Annotated in this window: 12 protein-coding genes; 10 read left to right on the forward strand and 2 right to left on the reverse strand. The window is 71.7% G+C overall.

The window, feature by feature from the left end:
* Window positions 1-43: 43 nt before the first annotated feature.
* The 5 genes from ACZ434_RS04780 (at window position 44) to ACZ434_RS04800 (ending at window position 8,130) form a co-directional block, all read left to right on the forward strand.
* Complete coding sequence (locus ACZ434_RS04780) at window positions 44-1,723, forward strand: fumarate hydratase (protein ID WP_468451859.1); 1,680 nt, start codon at window positions 44-46, stop codon at window positions 1,721-1,723.
* A 271-nt stretch (window positions 1,724-1,994) separates the two neighbouring features.
* Entirely contained in the window at window positions 1,995-3,398 is a 1,404-nt protein-coding gene (locus ACZ434_RS04785; RefSeq protein WP_468452883.1) for a M28 family metallopeptidase, read from the forward strand.
* 124 nt (window positions 3,399-3,522) lie between these two features.
* Complete coding sequence (locus tag ACZ434_RS04790; RefSeq protein WP_468451861.1) at window positions 3,523-4,926, forward strand: class II fumarate hydratase; 1,404 nt, start codon at window positions 3,523-3,525, stop codon at window positions 4,924-4,926.
* An 87-nt stretch (window positions 4,927-5,013) separates the two neighbouring features.
* Window positions 5,014-5,706, forward strand: coding sequence for a cytidylyl-2-hydroxypropylphosphonate hydrolase (fomD, locus tag ACZ434_RS04795; RefSeq protein WP_468451863.1), 693 nt, complete (start codon window positions 5,014-5,016; stop codon window positions 5,704-5,706).
* Window positions 5,707-5,979: 273 nt separating this feature from the next.
* Window positions 5,980-8,130: a SpoIIE family protein phosphatase gene (locus ACZ434_RS04800; RefSeq protein ID WP_468451865.1), complete on the forward strand. Its 2,151-nt coding sequence runs from the start codon at window positions 5,980-5,982 to the stop codon at window positions 8,128-8,130.
* Between the two features lie 61 nt (window positions 8,131-8,191).
* On the opposite strand, the gene ACZ434_RS04805 is transcribed toward ACZ434_RS04800, so the two are convergent.
* Window positions 8,192-10,486: a transglycosylase domain-containing protein gene (locus ACZ434_RS04805; protein ID WP_468451867.1), complete on the reverse strand. Its 2,295-nt coding sequence runs from the start codon at window positions 10,484-10,486 to the stop codon at window positions 8,192-8,194.
* Window positions 10,487-10,756: 270 nt separating this feature from the next.
* Between ACZ434_RS04805 and ACZ434_RS04810 the strand changes: the two genes are divergently transcribed.
* The 5 genes from ACZ434_RS04810 to ACZ434_RS04830 all read left to right on the forward strand — a co-directional run bounded on the left by ACZ434_RS04810 (window position 10,757) and on the right by ACZ434_RS04830 (window position 15,616).
* On the forward strand, window positions 10,757-11,692 hold the full coding sequence (locus ACZ434_RS04810) for an SPFH domain-containing protein (protein WP_468451869.1): 936 nt from the start codon (window positions 10,757-10,759) through the stop codon (window positions 11,690-11,692).
* On the forward strand, window positions 11,689-11,943 hold the full coding sequence (locus ACZ434_RS04815; RefSeq protein WP_468451871.1) for a type II toxin-antitoxin system antitoxin: 255 nt from the start codon (window positions 11,689-11,691) through the stop codon (window positions 11,941-11,943). Before ACZ434_RS04810 ends, ACZ434_RS04815 begins: the two co-directional genes overlap by 4 nt.
* Window positions 11,944-12,069: 126 nt before the next feature.
* A complete protein-coding gene (locus ACZ434_RS04820; RefSeq protein ID WP_004926339.1) occupies window positions 12,070-12,594 on the forward strand; it encodes a PadR family transcriptional regulator in 525 nt (174 codons plus the stop codon).
* Window positions 12,591-13,286, forward strand: coding sequence for an ABC transporter ATP-binding protein (locus tag ACZ434_RS04825; protein WP_468451873.1), 696 nt, complete (start codon window positions 12,591-12,593; stop codon window positions 13,284-13,286). The genes ACZ434_RS04820 and ACZ434_RS04825 overlap by 4 nt, the downstream gene beginning before the upstream one ends.
* Complete coding sequence (locus tag ACZ434_RS04830; protein ID WP_468451875.1) at window positions 13,283-15,616, forward strand: ABC transporter permease; 2,334 nt, start codon at window positions 13,283-13,285, stop codon at window positions 15,614-15,616. The genes ACZ434_RS04825 and ACZ434_RS04830 overlap by 4 nt, the downstream gene beginning before the upstream one ends.
* 47 nt (window positions 15,617-15,663) lie before the next feature.
* Here ACZ434_RS04830 and ACZ434_RS04835 read toward each other — a convergent pair whose 3' ends face one another.
* Window positions 15,664-16,608: a LysR substrate-binding domain-containing protein gene (locus tag ACZ434_RS04835; protein WP_468451877.1), complete on the reverse strand. Its 945-nt coding sequence runs from the start codon at window positions 16,606-16,608 to the stop codon at window positions 15,664-15,666.
* Window position 16,609: the final 1 nt, after the last annotated feature.

Below are 16,609 nucleotides of genomic sequence, written 5' to 3' on the forward strand. Positions count from 1 at the left end.
CCCGCCCGCCGACGGAGGCGGGCGGTCTTCTGTCGAGTGAGGAATGGGCGAGATGCCTGAGTTCGAGTACGCCGATCTGCTCCCCATGGGAGAGGACACCACCCCGTACCGGCTGGTGACCTCCGAAGGTGTGTCCACCTTCGAGGCCGACGGCCGGACGTTCCTCAAGGTGGAGCCGGAGGCGCTGCGCAAGCTCGCGGAGGAGGCCATCCGCGACATCCAGCACTACCTGCGCCCCGCGCACCTGGCGCAGCTGCGCCGGATCATCGACGACCCGGAGGCGTCGGGCAACGACAAGTTCGTCGCCCTGGACCTGCTGAAGAACGCGAACATCGCGGCGGCGGGCGTGCTGCCCATGTGCCAGGACACCGGTACGGCGATCGTCATGGGCAAGCGCGGGCAGAACGTGCTGACGGCGGGGCGTGACGAGGAGGCCCTGAGCAGGGGCATCTACGACGCGTACAAGAACCTCAACCTGCGCTATTCGCAGATGGCTCCGCTCACCATGTGGGAGGAGAAGAACACCGGCTCCAACCTCCCCGCGCAGATAGAGCTGTACGCGACGGACGGTGACGCGTACAAGTTCCTGTTCATGGCCAAGGGCGGCGGTTCGGCCAACAAGAGCTTCCTGTACCAGGAGACGAAGGCCGTCCTGAACGAGGCCTCCATGATGAAGTTCCTGGAGGAGAAGATCCGTTCGCTGGGCACGGCCGCCTGCCCGCCGTACCACCTGGCTATCGTGGTCGGCGGTACGTCGGCCGAGTACGCGCTGAAGACCGCGAAGTACGCCTCCGCGCACTACCTGGACGAGATCCCGAGCGAGGGTTCCCCGCTCGGGAACGGCTTCCGGGACAAGGAGCTGGAGGAGAAGGTCTTCGAGCTGACGCAGAAGATCGGTATCGGGGCGCAGTTCGGGGGCAAGTACTTCTGCCACGACGTGCGGGTGGTCCGGCTGCCGCGGCACGGGGCGTCCTGCCCGGTCGCGATCGCGGTGTCGTGCTCGGCGGACCGGCAGGCGGTCGCGAAGATCACCGCCGAGGGCGTGTTCCTGGAACAGCTGGAGACGGATCCGGCGCGGTTCCTGCCGGAGACGACGGACGAGCAGCTGGAGTCGTCGGACGGTGACGTCGTCGAGGTCGACCTCAACCAGCCGATGGACGACATCCTGGCCGAGCTGTCCAAGCACCCCGTCAAGACCCGGCTCTCGCTGACCGGGCCGCTGGTCGTGGCGCGGGACATCGCGCACGCGAAGATCAAGGAGCGGCTGGACGCGGGTGAGGAGATGCCGCAGTACCTGAAGGACCACCCGGTGTACTACGCCGGGCCGGCGAAGACGCCGGAGGGGTACGCGTCGGGGTCGTTCGGGCCGACGACGGCCGGGCGGATGGACTCGTACGTGGAGCAGTTCCAGGCGGCGGGCGGGTCCAAGGTGATGCTGGCGAAGGGGAACCGGAGCAAGCAGGTCACGGACGCGTGCGGTGCGCACGGGGGGTTCTACCTCGGGTCCATCGGCGGGCCGGCGGCGCGGCTGGCGCAGGACTGCATCAAGAAGGTCGAGGTCGTCGAGTACGAGGAGCTCGGGATGGAGGCGGTGTGGAAGATCGAGGTGGAGGACTTCCCCGCGTTCATCGTCGTGGACGACAAGGGGAACGACTTCTTCCAGGATCCCGCGCCGCAGGTGCCGACGTTCACGTCGATTCCGGTGCGGGGGCCCGGGCTGTAGCTTTTCCGCCCCCGCCGCCCCTTCCCGTCCCCGGGGGCGCTGCGCCCCCGGACCCCCTTTCGGCCCTTCGGGCCTCGTCCTCGAACGCCGGACGGGCTGATCTCAGCCCGTCCGCATAGCGGACCTCGTGTGCTGCTTTCGGACAACGTGGGCTCCGCCCTGTCCCTTCTGTTGACTCGCTCAACCATCGCCGTGAGTCTTCTCCGTGCTCAGACATGCACATGCCATGTCCATCCTCGCCGGAGGAGACCAGGTGAAACGAAGATTCGCCATGGCGGGCGCCGCACTCGCCGTCGTGCTGGGCTGCGGAACGCTCCCCGCCGCGGCCGCCGACTCCGCACCGACCGCCCCCGCCCCCACCGCCGCACCCGACGTCGACGTCGACAAGGTGAAGGCGCACCTCAATGAGCTGAGCGCCATCGCCGGGCGCAACGGCGGCAACCGCCGGTCGACCGGCCAGGGTTACGACGACTCCGTCGCCTACGTGAAGGGCAGACTGCAGGCCGCCGGCTACACCGTCACCGAGCAGCCGTGCACCTCCGGCTGCACCAGCGGCGCCGGCCCCAACCTGATCGCCGAGTGGCCGCACGGCGACGCGAACAACGTGTACATGTTCGGCGCCCACCTCGACGGCGTCTCCGCCGGACCGGGCATGAACGACAACGGCTCCGGTTCCGCCGCCCTGCTCGAGAACGCCCTGACGCTCGCACAGCAGAACCCCGCCATGCGCAACCGGGTCCGCTTCGCCTGGTGGACCGACGAGGAGCAGGGGCTCAACGGGTCCGACTTCTACGTGCGTTCGCTGTCCTCGGCCGAGCGCGCGAAGATCAAGGCCTACTACAACTTCGACATGGTCGCCTCCACCAACGGCGGGTACTTCATCAACCACATCACCTCCGCCGCCGCCGCGCCGATGAAGGCGTACTGGGACTCGCTGGGCCTCCGTCCCGAGGAGAACACCGAGGGCGCCGGACGCAGTGACGACTACTCCTTCGAGCAGTACGGCATCCCGACCTCCGGGTACGCCATGGGCGCGGGCGCCCGCAAGACCTCCGCGCAGGCCGCCAAGTGGGGCGGGACCGCCGGATCCGCGTACGACCCCTGCTACCACCGCTCCTGCGACACCCTCGCCAACATCAACACCACCGGCCTCGACCGCGCGGCCGACGGCATCGCGTACACCCTCTGGCAGCGGGCCGTCGACACCGGCACCGGGGGCGACTGCGACACCGCCGGCGCCGTCGGCAACGGCGGGTTCGAGAGCGGGACCTCGCCGTGGACCGGGAACACCGGCACCATCGGCGCCCACTCGGGCCGGTCGCCGCACGGCGGGACCCGGTTCGCCTGGCTGGCCGGGAACGGGTCCACGAGCACCGAGTCGATCGGCCAGACGGTGACCGTTCCGCCCGGCTGCACCCAGGCGTCCCTGGACTTCTGGCTGCACATCGACACCGACGAGTCCGGCTCGCGCGCGTACGACAGGCTCACCGTGAAGGCCGGCGCCACCACCCTCGCCACGCTGTCCAACGTGAACGCCGGCAGCGGCTACGTGCAGCGGTCGGTCGACCTGTCGGCGTACGCCGGACAGACGGTCACCCTGACGTTCACCGCCACCGAGGACTACAGCCTGCAGACCAGCTTCGTCCTGGACGACGTGAGCCTGCAGAACGGCTGACGCCCCCCACGGGTGCTCCGCCCCGCCGTGCTCCGCCCCGCCGTGCCCGTCGCGGCGGGGCGGAGGACGTCCGCCGGGAATACGCTCGTCCGGGACCCTGCTGTGCATCTTCGGAGGTACGACGATGACGACCACGGACGACGACCGCGACTACCGCGTCGAGCACGACTCCATGGGAGAGGTGAGGGTCCCCGCCGACGCCAAGTGGCGCGCGCAGACCCAGCGCGCCGTGGAGAACTTCCCCGTCTCCGGGCAGCGCCTGGAGCGCGCCCACATCGAGGCCCTGGCCCACATCAAGGGCGCCGCCGCCGAGGTCAACGCCCGGCTCGGGGTGCTGGACAAGGACATCGCCGAGGCGATCCGCGAGGCGGCCGGTGAGGTCGCCGGGGGGCGGTGGGACGCGCACTTCCCCGTCGACGTGTTCCAGACCGGCTCCGGGACCTCGTCCAACATGAACACCAACGAGGTCCTCGCCACGCTCGCCACCGAGCGGCTGGGCCGGGACGTGCACCCCAACGACCACGTCAACGCCTCCCAGTCGTCCAACGACGTCTTCCCGTCGTCCATCCACATCGCCGCGACCGCCGCCGTCACCCGGGACCTGATCCCCGCCCTCGACCACCTCGCCGCCGCTCTCGAACGCAAGGCCGAGGAGTTCGCCGACGTGGTGAAGTCCGGGCGTACGCACCTGATGGACGCCACGCCCGTGACGCTCGGTCAGGAGTTCGGCGGGTACGCGGCCCAGGTGCGGTACGGGATCGAGCGGCTGAACGCCTCCCTGCCCCGCCTCGCCGAGCTGCCGCTGGGCGGGACCGCCGTCGGCACCGGCATCAACACCCCGCCGGGGTTCTCCGCCGCCGTCATCGAGGAGGTCGCCCGCGCGACCGGGCTGCCGCTGACCGAGGCGCGGGACCACTTCGAGGCGCAGGGCGCCCGGGACGGCATCGTGGAGACCAGCGGGCAGCTGCGCACCATCGCCGTCGGGCTCACCAAGATCGCGAACGATCTGCGGTGGATGGCGTCGGGTCCGCGCACCGGGCTCGCGGAGATCGCCCTGCCCGATCTCCAGCCCGGCTCCTCGATCATGCCCGGCAAGGTCAACCCGGTGATCCCGGAGGCCGTGCTCATGGTGTGCGCGCAGGTCACCGGCAACGACGCGACCGTCGCCACGGCCGGCGCCTCCGGCAACTTCGAGCTCAACGTGATGCTCCCGGTCATCGCCAAGAACGTCCTGGAGTCGGTGCGGCTGCTCGCGAACGTCTCCCGGCTCCTCGCCGACCGCACCGTCGACGGGATCACCGCCGACCGGGAACGGGCCCGGGAGTACGCCGAGTCCTCGCCGTCCGTGGTCACCCCGCTCAACAAGTACATCGGCTACGAGGAGGCCGCCAAGGTCGCCAAGAAGTCCCTCGCGGAGCGGAAGACCATCCGGCAGGTGGTGCTGGAGGGCGGCTACGTCGAACGCGGCGACCTCACCGTCGCCCAGCTCGACGAGGCGCTGGACGTCCTGCGCATGACCCGCCCCTAGAGGTCCGCGCCGGAGTCGACGTGACAGCCGGAGTGAACCGTGACGGGCGGCGCGGCACCGTGTGCCCGGGGCATCTAATATCTGCCCATGACAGAGGGTGGAGCGACGAGGGGCGACCGGGCGGACGGCACGTCCGGCCACTGGGAGCCCGGGACACGGATCCTGTGGCGTTACCGGGAGAACGGCGGCGCGCGCATCCACATCGCGCGCCCCGTCACGGTCGTACGCGACGATCCGGAACTGCTCGCCGTCTGGCTGGCGCCCGGCACCGAGTGCGTGCGGCCGGTCCTCGCCGACGGCACGCCCGTGCACCAGGAGCCCCTCGCCACCCGGTACACCAGACCGCGCACGGTGCTGCGCGGCCACTGGTCCGGCACCGGGGTGCTGAAGCTCGCCCGGCCCGGCGACCCCTGGTCGGTGTGGCTGTTCTGGGAGCCGGGCTGGCGGTTCAAGAACTGGTACGTCAACCTGGAGGAGCCGCTGGCGCGCTGGGCGGGCGGGGTGGACTCCGAGGATCACTTCCTGGACATCTCCGTGGACCCGGACGGCGGCCGGCAATGGCAGGACGAGGACGAGTTCGCCCAGGCGCGGCGGGACGGTCTGGTGGACTCCGCGCTGGCCGAGCGGGTGCGGGCGGCCGGGCGGGCCGCGGCCGAGGTGATCGACGCCTGGGGGCCGCCGTTCTCGGACGGGTGGGAGAACTGGCGCCCGGATCCGTCCTGGACGGTACCGTCGCTTCCACGGGACTGGGACCGCACTCCCGCGCATGTGTCCTCGTGAGACCCTTGCTGCGCCCCCGGGCGGGAAACGTAGGATCGTCGTCCGCAAGGCGCGGGGCAGCAACTACCGGAGCGCGCGCTGGGCTTGACCGAACGTCACCGAGGGGCGGCAGGACGTGAGCGAGGGGTACGGAAACACCGGCACCGGCCGGGGACGGCCGGCCGGCGGCACAGCAACAACCTCTGACCACACGCGAAATCCGTTCCGGGGGCATCTGTTCCGGGTATCGGAGTTTCGGCGGGACGAACCGCGCGCACGGCGTGCGCCGGACGGATGGACTCGACACGCGTGACGGAGCAGCCGACCTCCTTCGAACGCCCGCAGCCGGGCGTGGACCCCGCGGATCCCCGCGGGGCGCTCCTGCGTACCCCGCCACCGGCCCGTGTGCCGGGCACGGGGTCCGCCTTACCGGTACAGGGCCGCTCCGGCGGTGAGCCGACCGCGTCCGGGGCCGCGTCCCCGGGGCCGCCGGGCGCCACGTCGCCCGGGACGGTGACGCCGGGCGGCACCGGCCAGGACGCCGGCGCGGAACCCGGCTCCGAGCACTCCCAGCCGGGCGCCGGGCAGGGCGCCGGGGCGGACACGCACCGGCCGCGTCCCGCGCCCGAGGGCATCCCGGTGCAGCCTGCCGGAGGGCAGGACCGGGCGGGGCAGGCGCCGGACGGCCAGGAGCGCCGTACCGGGCAGGTGACCCGGCCCGGGCGGCCGACGCCGATGCGGCGGGACGGCGACCGGCTGCGCTTCGTGGGCGCCGCGACCCGGCGGATCGCCCGCGGCATCGACCTGGACGAGATCGTGATGGGGCTGTGCCGGGCCACCGTGCCCACCTTCTCCGACGCGATCCTGGTCTATCTGCGCGATCCGCTGCCGGTCGGCGACGAGCGGCCCACCGGCCCGCTGGTGCTGCGGCTGCGCCGCAGCGACCGGATCCCGGCCGAACGGGACACCGAGAGCGGTTTCATGCCGGTCGCCGCGCCGCCGGAGCCGTCGGAGCTGGACTCGGTCGGCGAGGAGCTGTGCACGGTGCGGCCCGGCAGCGCGCTCGCCGAGGTGCTGCGCGGGGTGCGTCCGGTCTTCACGGACGCGCCGGCCGCGCGGGCCGCGCTGCCCGAACTCCTCGGCGAGGACGGCGCGTCCACCGTGCCGGACGGGCAGCGGGCGATCCTCGCGCCGCTGCGCGGCCGGCGCCGGGTGATCGGCGCGGCCCTGTTCCTGCGCCGGCCGGAGCGGATCCCGTTCGAGGCCGACGACCTGCTGGTCGCGGCACAGCTCGCCACGCACAGCGCCCTCGGCATCGACAAGGCGGTGCTGTACGGGCGGGAGGCGTACATCGCGGACGAGCTGCAGCGCACGATGCTGCCGGAGAACCTGCCGCGCTGCACCGGCGTACGGCTGGCGTCGCGCTATCTGCCGGCCGCGGAGACCGCGCGGGTGGGCGGCGACTGGTACGACGCGATCCCGCTGCCGGGCAGCCGGGTGGCGCTGGTGGTCGGTGACGTGATGGGGCACTCCATGACGTCCGCGGCGATCATGGGCCAGCTGCGCACCACCGCGCAGACCCTGGCCGGGCTCGACCTGCCCCCGCAGGAGGTGCTGCACCACCTCGACGAGCAGGCGCAGCGGCTCGGCGTGGACCGCATGGCGACCTGCCTCTACGCGGTGTACGACCCGGTGTCGCACCGCATCACCATCGCCAACGCCGGTCATCCGCCGCCGATCCTGCTGGAGCTGGGCGGCCGGGCCGAGGTGCTGCGGGTGCCCGCGGGCGCCCCGATCGGTGTGGGCGGGGTGGACTTCGAGGCGGTGGAGCTGGACGCGCCCGCCGGGGCGACCCTGCTGCTGTACACCGACGGCCTGGTCGAGTCGCGGCTGCGGGACGTGTGGACCGGCATCGAGCAGCTGCGGGAGAAGCTCGCCGCGACCGCGCAGCTCACCGGGCCGGACCATCCGCCGCCGCTGGAGGCGCTCTGCGACGAGGTGCTGGACATGCTCGGTCCGGGCGACCGGGACGACGACATCGCGCTGCTCGCCGCCCGCTTCGACGGGATCGCGCCGAGCGATGTGGCGTACTGGTTCCTGGAGCCGGAGGACGCGGCCCCCGGCCGGGCCCGCCGCCTCGCCCGGCGGGCGCTGTCCCGCTGGGGCATGGAGGAGCTGAGCGACTCCGTGGAGCTGCTGGTCAGCGAGGTGGTGACCAACGCGGTGCGGTACGCGACGCGGCCGGTCACGCTGCGGCTGCTGCGCACGGACGTGCTGCGCTGCGAGGTGGGTGACGACGTGCCGCAGCTGCCGCGGCTGCGGCAGGCGCGGGCCACGGACGAGGGCGGGCGCGGGCTGTACCTGGTGAACCGGCTGGCCCGCCGCTGGGGCGCGACCCGGCTGAGCACGGGCAAGGTGGTGTGGTTCGAGCTGAACCACGGCTGAGCCGTCGTACGCGTGTGAGGGGCGCCCGGTGCGGTCACCGGGCGCCCCTCTCGCGCGCCGTCTACTGGTCCTCGCCGAACTGCGGGTCGTCCGGATCGTCCGGGTCGCCCGGGATGCCGAAGGTCGGCGAGCCGGAGGGCGTCTTCGTCGGCGGCTCACTCGACGGCGTCTGGGTCGGCGGCTCCGACGACGGCGGCGCGGACGAGGTCTCCGGCGGCGCCTCGGTGGTGGGCTCCTCGGTCGTCGGCTCCTGGCTCGGGGTCCCCGAGGGCGACTGGCTGGCCGACGGCGTCCGGGTCGGCCCCACCTCCGCGCCCTGCTTGGTGTCCAGGTCGAACCTGCTGACCCCGTCCATGACGCCGAAGGTGTACGCGGCCCAGATCTCGGCGGGGAAGCCGCCGCCGTTGACGCGGTGGTCGACGCCGCCCGCCTTGTACATCGGCACCTGGTTCTGGTTCTCGGCGTCCTCGCCGAACAGGCCGACCGAGGTGACCAGTTCCGGTGTGTAGCCGGTGAACCAGGCCGACTTGTTGTTGTCGGACGTACCCGTCTTGCCGGCGACCTGCTGGCCGCCGCGCAGCGGGTTCTCCCGCACGGACCGCCGGGCCGTACCGTCGTCGACCACGCCGGTGAGCACGGAGGTCACCGTGTCGGCGGCCGTACGGCTGATGACCCGCTCGCCGACCGGGTCGGGGAACTCGACGCTGCGGTCGTTGTGCTCGACCGACTTCACGACGGCCGGGGTGACCTTCTTGCCGTGGTTGGCGAGGGTGGCGTAGACGCCCGCCATCTCCAGCGGGCTGGCGCCCATACTGCCCAGGGTCTGCGCGGGCACGGCCTCCATGCCCTCGGTCTCCATGCCGAGCTCGCCCGCGACCTTCACGACCTCGGTCATGCCGACGTCGATGCCCATCTGGGCGAAGACCGAGTTGACGGACTTGTTCATCGCCTCCTGGACGGTGATGTCGCCGTAGTCGACGTCGTCCTCGTTGGGGGGCGCGAAGCCGACCTCGCGGTCGCCGTCCTTCACGGGGCGCTTGCTCGTACCGTCGTAGATCGTGTCGGCCGTGATCGGCACGCCGTCCTGGGTCTCGGCGTCCTGGTCCACGGCGGCGGCGAGGATCACCGGCTTGAAGGTGGAGGCCGGCTGGTAGTCGTCGCGGGTGGCGTTGTTGGTGAAGTGCTTGACGTAGTCCACACCGCCGTACATCGCCACGACCGCGCCCGTCCCGGGGTCCACGGAGACGGCACCGGCCTGGACGTCGGCGTCGACGTCGCGCTTCTCCGGGTCGAGCCTGCTGGTGAGCTTGGCCTTGACCGCCTTCTCCAGCGCGGCCTGCTTCTTCTTGTCGGCGTTGAGCGTGATGGTGTAGCCGCCGAGGTCCAGCAGGGCGTCGGCCTGCTTCACGTCCTCGGCGATGCCCTGCTCGACGAACTGGCGCTTGACCGCGTTGTTGGCCGCCTCCACCAGATAGCCGGTCTGACCCTCCATGCCGGGGGCGGCCTTGGGCTCCTTGGGCACGGGGAACTCCATGCCCCGGCGGTCCGCCGCGCTCAGCCACTCCTGCTCGACCATGTTGTCCAGGACGTAGTTCCAGCGCTCCTGGACGAGTTTCTTGCCGGTCTCGCCGGCGACCGCCCAGTCGTACTGGCTCGGCGCCTGGAGCAGCGCGGCGAGGTAGGCGCCCTGCTCGACGGTCAGGTCCTCGGCGTCGACGCGGTAGTAGGCCTGTGCGGCGGCCTGGATTCCGTAGGCGCCACGGCCGTAGTAGCTGGTGTTGATGTAGCCGGCGAGGATGTAGTCCTTGGACTTCTCCCGGTCCAGCTTCAGGGAGATGACCAGTTCCTTCATCTTGCGGGTGACGGTCTGTTCCTGCGTCAGGTAGTAGTTCTTGACGTACTGCTGGGTGATCGTCGAACCGCCCTGCGCGCCCTTGCCGGAGAGGGTGTTGAACAGACCGCGCGCGGTGCCCTTGATGTCGACGCCGGAGTCCTTGTAGAAGGTCTTGTTCTCGGCGGCGACGAAGGTGCGCTGGACGTCCTTGGGGACCCTGGCCAGGTCGACGATCTCGCGGTTGAAGCCGCTGCGGGCCATGATCGAGCCGTCGCGGTACTTGTAGACGTTGCCCTGCGACTCCGCCTCGGCGTTCCCCTCCGGGATGTCGATCACCATGTACAGCACGATGAAGGCGCCCATGCCGAGCAGGCAGAGGCCGAAGAACGTGCCGAGGATCTTCTTCCAGGTGAAGAGCCGGCGTATGCCGCTGCGGCCGGTCGCGCCCGACGAGCTGCGGCCCCCGGGTGCCGCACGGCGTCCGCCGCGCTGTCGTGCGCGTCTTTCTTCCGCTCGTCCCATACGCCCGTTCCGCTCCGCTTCGTTCATGTGTGCTCGGTTGCCACACAGGTTCGCCGCTCAGGTCAGCTCAGAAAGCTAACACCGGGAGCTATGACAAAGGGCGGCTGATGCGGTCGTTACGGACGTGACAATCAGCACCCGCCCCACAGGAATCGACGTGCGGGAGGTGTGTGAGGTTGCCATGACAGGGTAAAGTGATATCACTTGGATAGGCAGGCGCTAGCGGTACGGATGCCGCGCGGAGCGCCCGGAGAAACGGGGGAACCACCCATGTCCACACACGACCCGCAGGTCACGGCCGATGTCCCGGAGATGCCGGCCCCGCGCGTGCGGGAGGTTCCGGCGCACAGCATCGGCGGCGGGCTGGCGCTGATACTCGGACTGATCGGGCTGCTCATCGGCACGGCGCTGATCATCGTCGCGACAGCGGTCGACTCGACCGGCGGCAAGGCCGCCCTGATCACCGGCGGCATCCTGATCGCGCTCGCCGCGTTCGTCGCGATGTGCGGGCTGAACATGGTGGCGCCGGGCGAGGCCCGGGTGGTCCAGCTCTTCGGCCGCTACCGGGGCACGATCCGGCAGGACGGCCTGCGCTGGGTGAACCCCTTCACCTCCCGCACCAAGATCTCCACCCGCGTGCGCAACCACGAGACCGCCGTGCTGAAGGTGAACGACGCCTACGGCAACCCCATCGAGCTGGCCGCGGTCGTGGTGTGGCGGGTGGAGGACACCGCGCAGGCCACCTTCGAGGTGGACGACTACATCGAGTTCGTCTCCACGCAGACCGAGGCGGCCGTGCGGCACATCGCCATCGAGTACCCCTACGACGCCCATGACGAGGACGGCCTGTCCCTGCGCGGCGACGCCGAGGAGATCACCGAGAAGCTCGCCGTCGAACTGCGGGCGCGGGTGGACGCGGCCGGGGTGCAGATCATCGAGTCCCGCTTCACCCACCTCGCCTACGCACCCGAGATCGCCTCGGCGATGCTCCAGCGGCAGCAGGCCGGCGCGGTCGTGGCGGCGCGGCAGCAGATCGTGGAGGGCGCCGTGGGCATGGTCGAGTCGGCACTGGCCCGGATCCAGGAGCAGGACATCGTGGAGCTCGACCCGGAGCGGAAGGCGGCGATGGTGTCCAACCTGATGGTCGTGCTGTGCGGTGACCGCTCGGCGCAGCCGGTCCTCAACACCGGGACGCTCTACCAGTGACCGCCTCGTCCGGGAGCCCGGCTCCCCAGGGTCGGCCGCAGCGCAAGCAGGTGCTGCTGCGGCTCGACCCGGCGGTGTACGAGGCGCTGGCGCGCTGGGCGAACGACGAGCTGCGCTCCGCCAACGCGCAGATCGAGTTCCTGTTGCGACGCGCCCTCGCGGAGGCCGGGCGGTTGCCCGGCGAGGCGGGACCCCTGCCGCGCCGCGGCCGTCCGCCCGGGGGTTCCACCTCCGGGCACCCGCCTGCCTGAACGGCCTCCCGCCTCGGTAGCGGAACCGTGACATTCGGCCCCCACCTGGGGGTCCGTACCCCCCCGCCACCCTCTCCACACTCCGTGTATACATACCGCGTATACACGGTGTGTAGAGTGCTCCGCATGTCCATCGGTCACACCCTCCTGGGGCTCCTGGAGTCCGGTCCGCGGCACGGTTACGACCTGAAGCGGGCCTTCGACGAGAAGTTCGGTCACGACCGGCCGCTGCACTACGGCCAGGTCTACTCGACGATGTCCCGGCTGCTGAAGAACGGGCTCGTCGAAGTCGACGGCATCGAGGCCGGCGGCGGCCCCGAGCGGAAGCGGTACGCGATCACCGAGGCCGGCATCACCGATGTCGAGCGCTGGCTCGCCACTCCGGAGAAGCCGGAGCCGTACCTCCAGTCGACCCTCTACACCAAGGTCGTCCTGGCACTGCTCACCAGCCGCGACGCCGCCGACATCCTCGACACACAGCGCTCGGAGCATCTGCGCGGCATGCGGATCCTCACCGACCGCAAGCGCAAGGGCGACCTCGCCGACCAGCTCATCTGCGACCACGCCCTGTTCCACCTCGAGGCCGATCTGCGCTGGCTGGAGCTGACCGCGGCGCGTCTCGACAAGCTCCGTGAGGCGGTGGCCCGATGACCACGACCGTTCCCCCCGGTTCCCTGCTCGCCGCGCGGGACCTGCGCAAGGTGTACGGCCCGACCACGGCGCTCGACGGCGCCGGCTTCTCCATCCACCCCGGCGAGGTCGTCGCCGTGATGGGCCCCTCCGGCTCGGGCAAGTCGACGCTGCTGCACTGCCTCGCCGGGATCGTCACCCCCGACTCCGGGTCAATCACCTACGACGGGCGTGAGCTGACCGCCATGAGCGACGGCGAGCGCAGCGCGCTGCGGCGCTCGGAGTTCGGCTTCGTCTTCCAGTTCGGGCAGCTCGTGCCGGAGCTCACCTGCGTGGAGAACGTCGCCCTGCCGCTGCGGCTGAACGGCACCTCCCGCAAGGAGGCCGAGCGGGCCGCGCTGACCTGGATGGAGCGCCTCGAGGTCGACGACGTCCGCAGGAAGCGGCCCGGCGAGGTCTCCGGCGGCCAGGGGCAGCGGGTCGCCGTGGCCCGGGCGCTGGTCACCGACCCGCGGCTGCTGTTCGCCGACGAGCCGACCGGCGCGCTGGACTCCCTCAACGGCGAGCGGGTGATGGAACTGCTCACCGAGGCCGCCCGGTCCGCCAACGCCGCCGTCGTCCTCGTCACCCACGAGGCGCGGGTGGCCGCGTACTCCGACCGCGAGATCGTCGTGCGCGACGGCAGGTCACGGGACATGGAGCGCGCCGTATGAGCGCGTCACGCCAGTGGGCGCGGGACCTCGGCATGGGCCTGCGGTTCGCCTTCGCCGGCGGACGGGAGGGCTGGATCCGGGCGCTGCTCACCGCCGTCGGTGTCGGACTGGGCGTGGCGCTGCTGCTGCTCACCACCGCCCTGCCCGGTGCGCTGGCGGAGCGGGACCGGCGGGAGGAGGCGCGGCTCAACTACACCTTCGGTGAGGAGATCGAGCGCGCCGACGACACCCTGGTGACCGCGGACACCGACACGGAGTTCGACGGCCGGGGCATCCGCGGCCGGCTGCTGGAGCCGGAGGGCGACAAGGCCCCGCTCCCGCCCGGCCTGCGCGAGTTCCCCGCGACGGGCACCATGATGGTCTCCCCCGCGCTGCGGGAACTCCTCGACTCCGACGGCGGCGAGCTGCTGCGGGAGCGGCTGCCGTACGAGATTGTGGGGACGATCGGCGAGCAGGGACTGATCGGCTCCCAGGAACTCGCCTACTACGCGGGCGCCGAGGGCCTCGCGGACCGGACCGGCGACGGGCCGGTGGGCCGTATCGACTCCTTCGGGAACCCCGACCCGACGCAGGAGGAGATGGACCCGGTCCTCATGCTGCTGGTCCTGGTCGTCTTCGTGGTGCTGCTGATGCCGGTCGGCGTCTTCATCGCCGCGGCCGTACGGTTCGGCGGCGAGCGGCGCGACCGCAGGCTGGCCGCGCTGCGGCTGGTCGGTTCCGACGGCGGTATGACCCGGCGGATCGCCGCGGGCGAGGCGCTCGGCGGGGCGCTGCTGGGGCTGGTGTTCGGCACCGGGTTCTTCCTGGCGGGGCGGGAGTTCGCCGCCTCCGTAGAGGTGTTCCGGGTCAGCGTCTTCCCGAGCTATCTGAACCCCTCGCCGCTGCTGGCCCTGCTGGTCGCGGTCGCGGTCCCCGGGGCCGCGGTGCTGGTGACCCTGCTGGCGCTGCGCGGGGTGGTCATCGAACCGCTGGGCGTGGTCCGCACGGCGCGGCCGGCCCGCCGACGGCTGTGGTGGCGGCTGCTGTTCCCGCTGGCCGGCATCATCATGCTCTTCCCGATGCTCGGTCAGGGCCGGGAGAACGGCGAGTTCAACGGCTACCTGGTCACCGGCGGTGTCATCTGCCTGCTGGTCGGCGTCACCGCGCTGCTGCCGTGGATCGTGGAAACGGTCGTCGCCCGGCTCGGCTCGGGCAGCGTCTCCTGGCAACTGGCGGTGCGCCGCCTTCAGTTGACCAGCGGCGCGGCGGCCCGCATGGTCAACGGCATCGCCGTGGCCGTGGCCGGCGCGATCGCGCTGCAGATGCTGTTCGCCGGAGTGGAGAGCGACTACACCGAGGAGACCGGCTTCGACGTGTCGCTGGCGCAGATGCAGATTCACCTGCCCAAGGGCACGGACATCGACGCCGCCACGGCGAAGCTCGAGGCGGCCAAGGGCGTCCAGGCGGTCTACCCGCTGTCCGAGGGGTACTTCCTCGACGGGCCCGAGGAACAGGAGGAGCCGCGCGGCGCCCAGCTGACCATCGGTGACTGCGCGACCCTGCGCAAGGTGGCGGAACTGCCCTCGTGCGCGGACGGCGACGTGTTCGCGGTCCGGGGCGGCGAGTACGACACGGACACGCCCTCGCTGAGCAGGCCCGGCCAGAAGCTGTACCAGCCGTGGTACGACGAGGAAGGCTCGGAGGACATCACGTGGACCGTCCCCGAGGAGCTGAAGGAGGCCGACTCCATCAAGGACCCGACCGGGAACGAGCGGGGCGGCTTCCTGCTGACCCGGGGCGCGATGCCCGCGGGCCTGGCGAAGGCGGTCGAGGGGGAGCTGTATCTGTCGGTCGACGACTCGGTGCCCCTCGCCCGTGAGCACGTGCGCAACGCGGCGGCCGCGGTCGACCCGCTGGCGTATCCGATGACCTGGTCCGCGACCGAACGCTCCGAGCGCTACGACACCATCCGCACGGGCCTGTTCGTCGGCGCCGCCGCCGTGCTGGCGCTCATCGGGGCGAGTCTGCTGGTCTCCCAGCTGGAGCAGCTGCGCGAACGCCGCAAGCTGCTGTCCGCCCTGGTCGCCTTCGGCACCCGGCGGCGCACGCTCAGCCTGTCGGTGCTGTGGCAGACGGCGATCCCGATCGGCCTGGGACTGCTGGTGGCCTCGGCGGTCGGCATCACCCTGGGCGCGGTGCTGCTGCGGATGACCTCGACACCGGTCGGTGTGGACTGGCCGAGCGTCCTGCGGATGACCGGCATCGGCGCGGGCGTCGTCCTCGTGGTGACCCTGCTGAGCCTGCCCCCGCTGCTGCGCATGATGCGCCCGGACGGGCTGCGCACGGAGTAGGGACGCGGGCGGAGCAGGGGCGCGGGCGGTGGGTGCGGCCGGTGCGCTCAGCCTCCCACCGTCCGCACCGGCAGGTCCCGCAGGACCTCGCGCAGGGCCGTCGCCAGCTGCTCGTACTCCGCCGCCCTCGCCGCGCCCGTGCGCATGGCGAGGGCGATGCGGCGGGTGGGGGCCGGGTCGGTGAAGCAGCCGGTGAGCAGGCGGCCGGAGCGGGTGGTCTCCACGTCGACGGCGGTGCGCGGCAGCAGCGTCACCCCGAGGCCGCCCGCGACCAGCTGCACCAGCGTGGACAGTCCGGCCGCCGTGGTGGTGGCCGCGCCCCCCGCCCGGCCGGCCTCGCGGCAGATCTCCAGGGCCTGGTCGCGCAGGCAGTGCCCCTCGTCGAGCAGCAGCAGGTTCAGCTCGCGCAGCACCTCACGGGGGATGCCCCGCCGCCCGCCCAGCCAGTGGCCGGCCGGGGTGACGAGCACGAAGTCCTCGTCGAACAGCGGAAGTTCGATGACTCCGGGAACGCCGAGCGGGACGGCGAGCAGCAGCAGGTCCAGCCGGCCGCGGGCCAGCCCGTCCAGCAGGTGGGCGGTCTGCTCCTCGTGGACCTGCAGGTCGAGTCGCGGATAGCGGTCGTGGACCAGCCGCAGCACGGTGGGCAGTACATACGGCGCCACGGTGGGGATCACCCCGAGGCGCAGCGCCCCGGTGAAGGGCGCCCGCAGCGCGTCCGCCTCCTCCATCAGCGCCCCGACCTCCGCCAGTACGGCCTTGGCGCGGACGGCGAGCCGCTCACCGGCCGGGGAGAGCAGCACCTTGCGCGTCGTACGCTCCACGAGCGTGACGCCGAGCGTCTTCTCCAGTGCGGACAGCGCGCCCGACAGCGCCGGCTGGCTCGTCCCGGTCGCCGCCGCGGCGTCCCGGAAGTGCAGGTGCTCGGCCACCGCGGCGAACGCCCGGAGTTGGGCAAGGCTCGGCTGCCGACGCCCGTTACCCACGGTCACT

It is taken from the genome of Streptomyces sp. NPDC030893 (assembly GCF_055571535.1).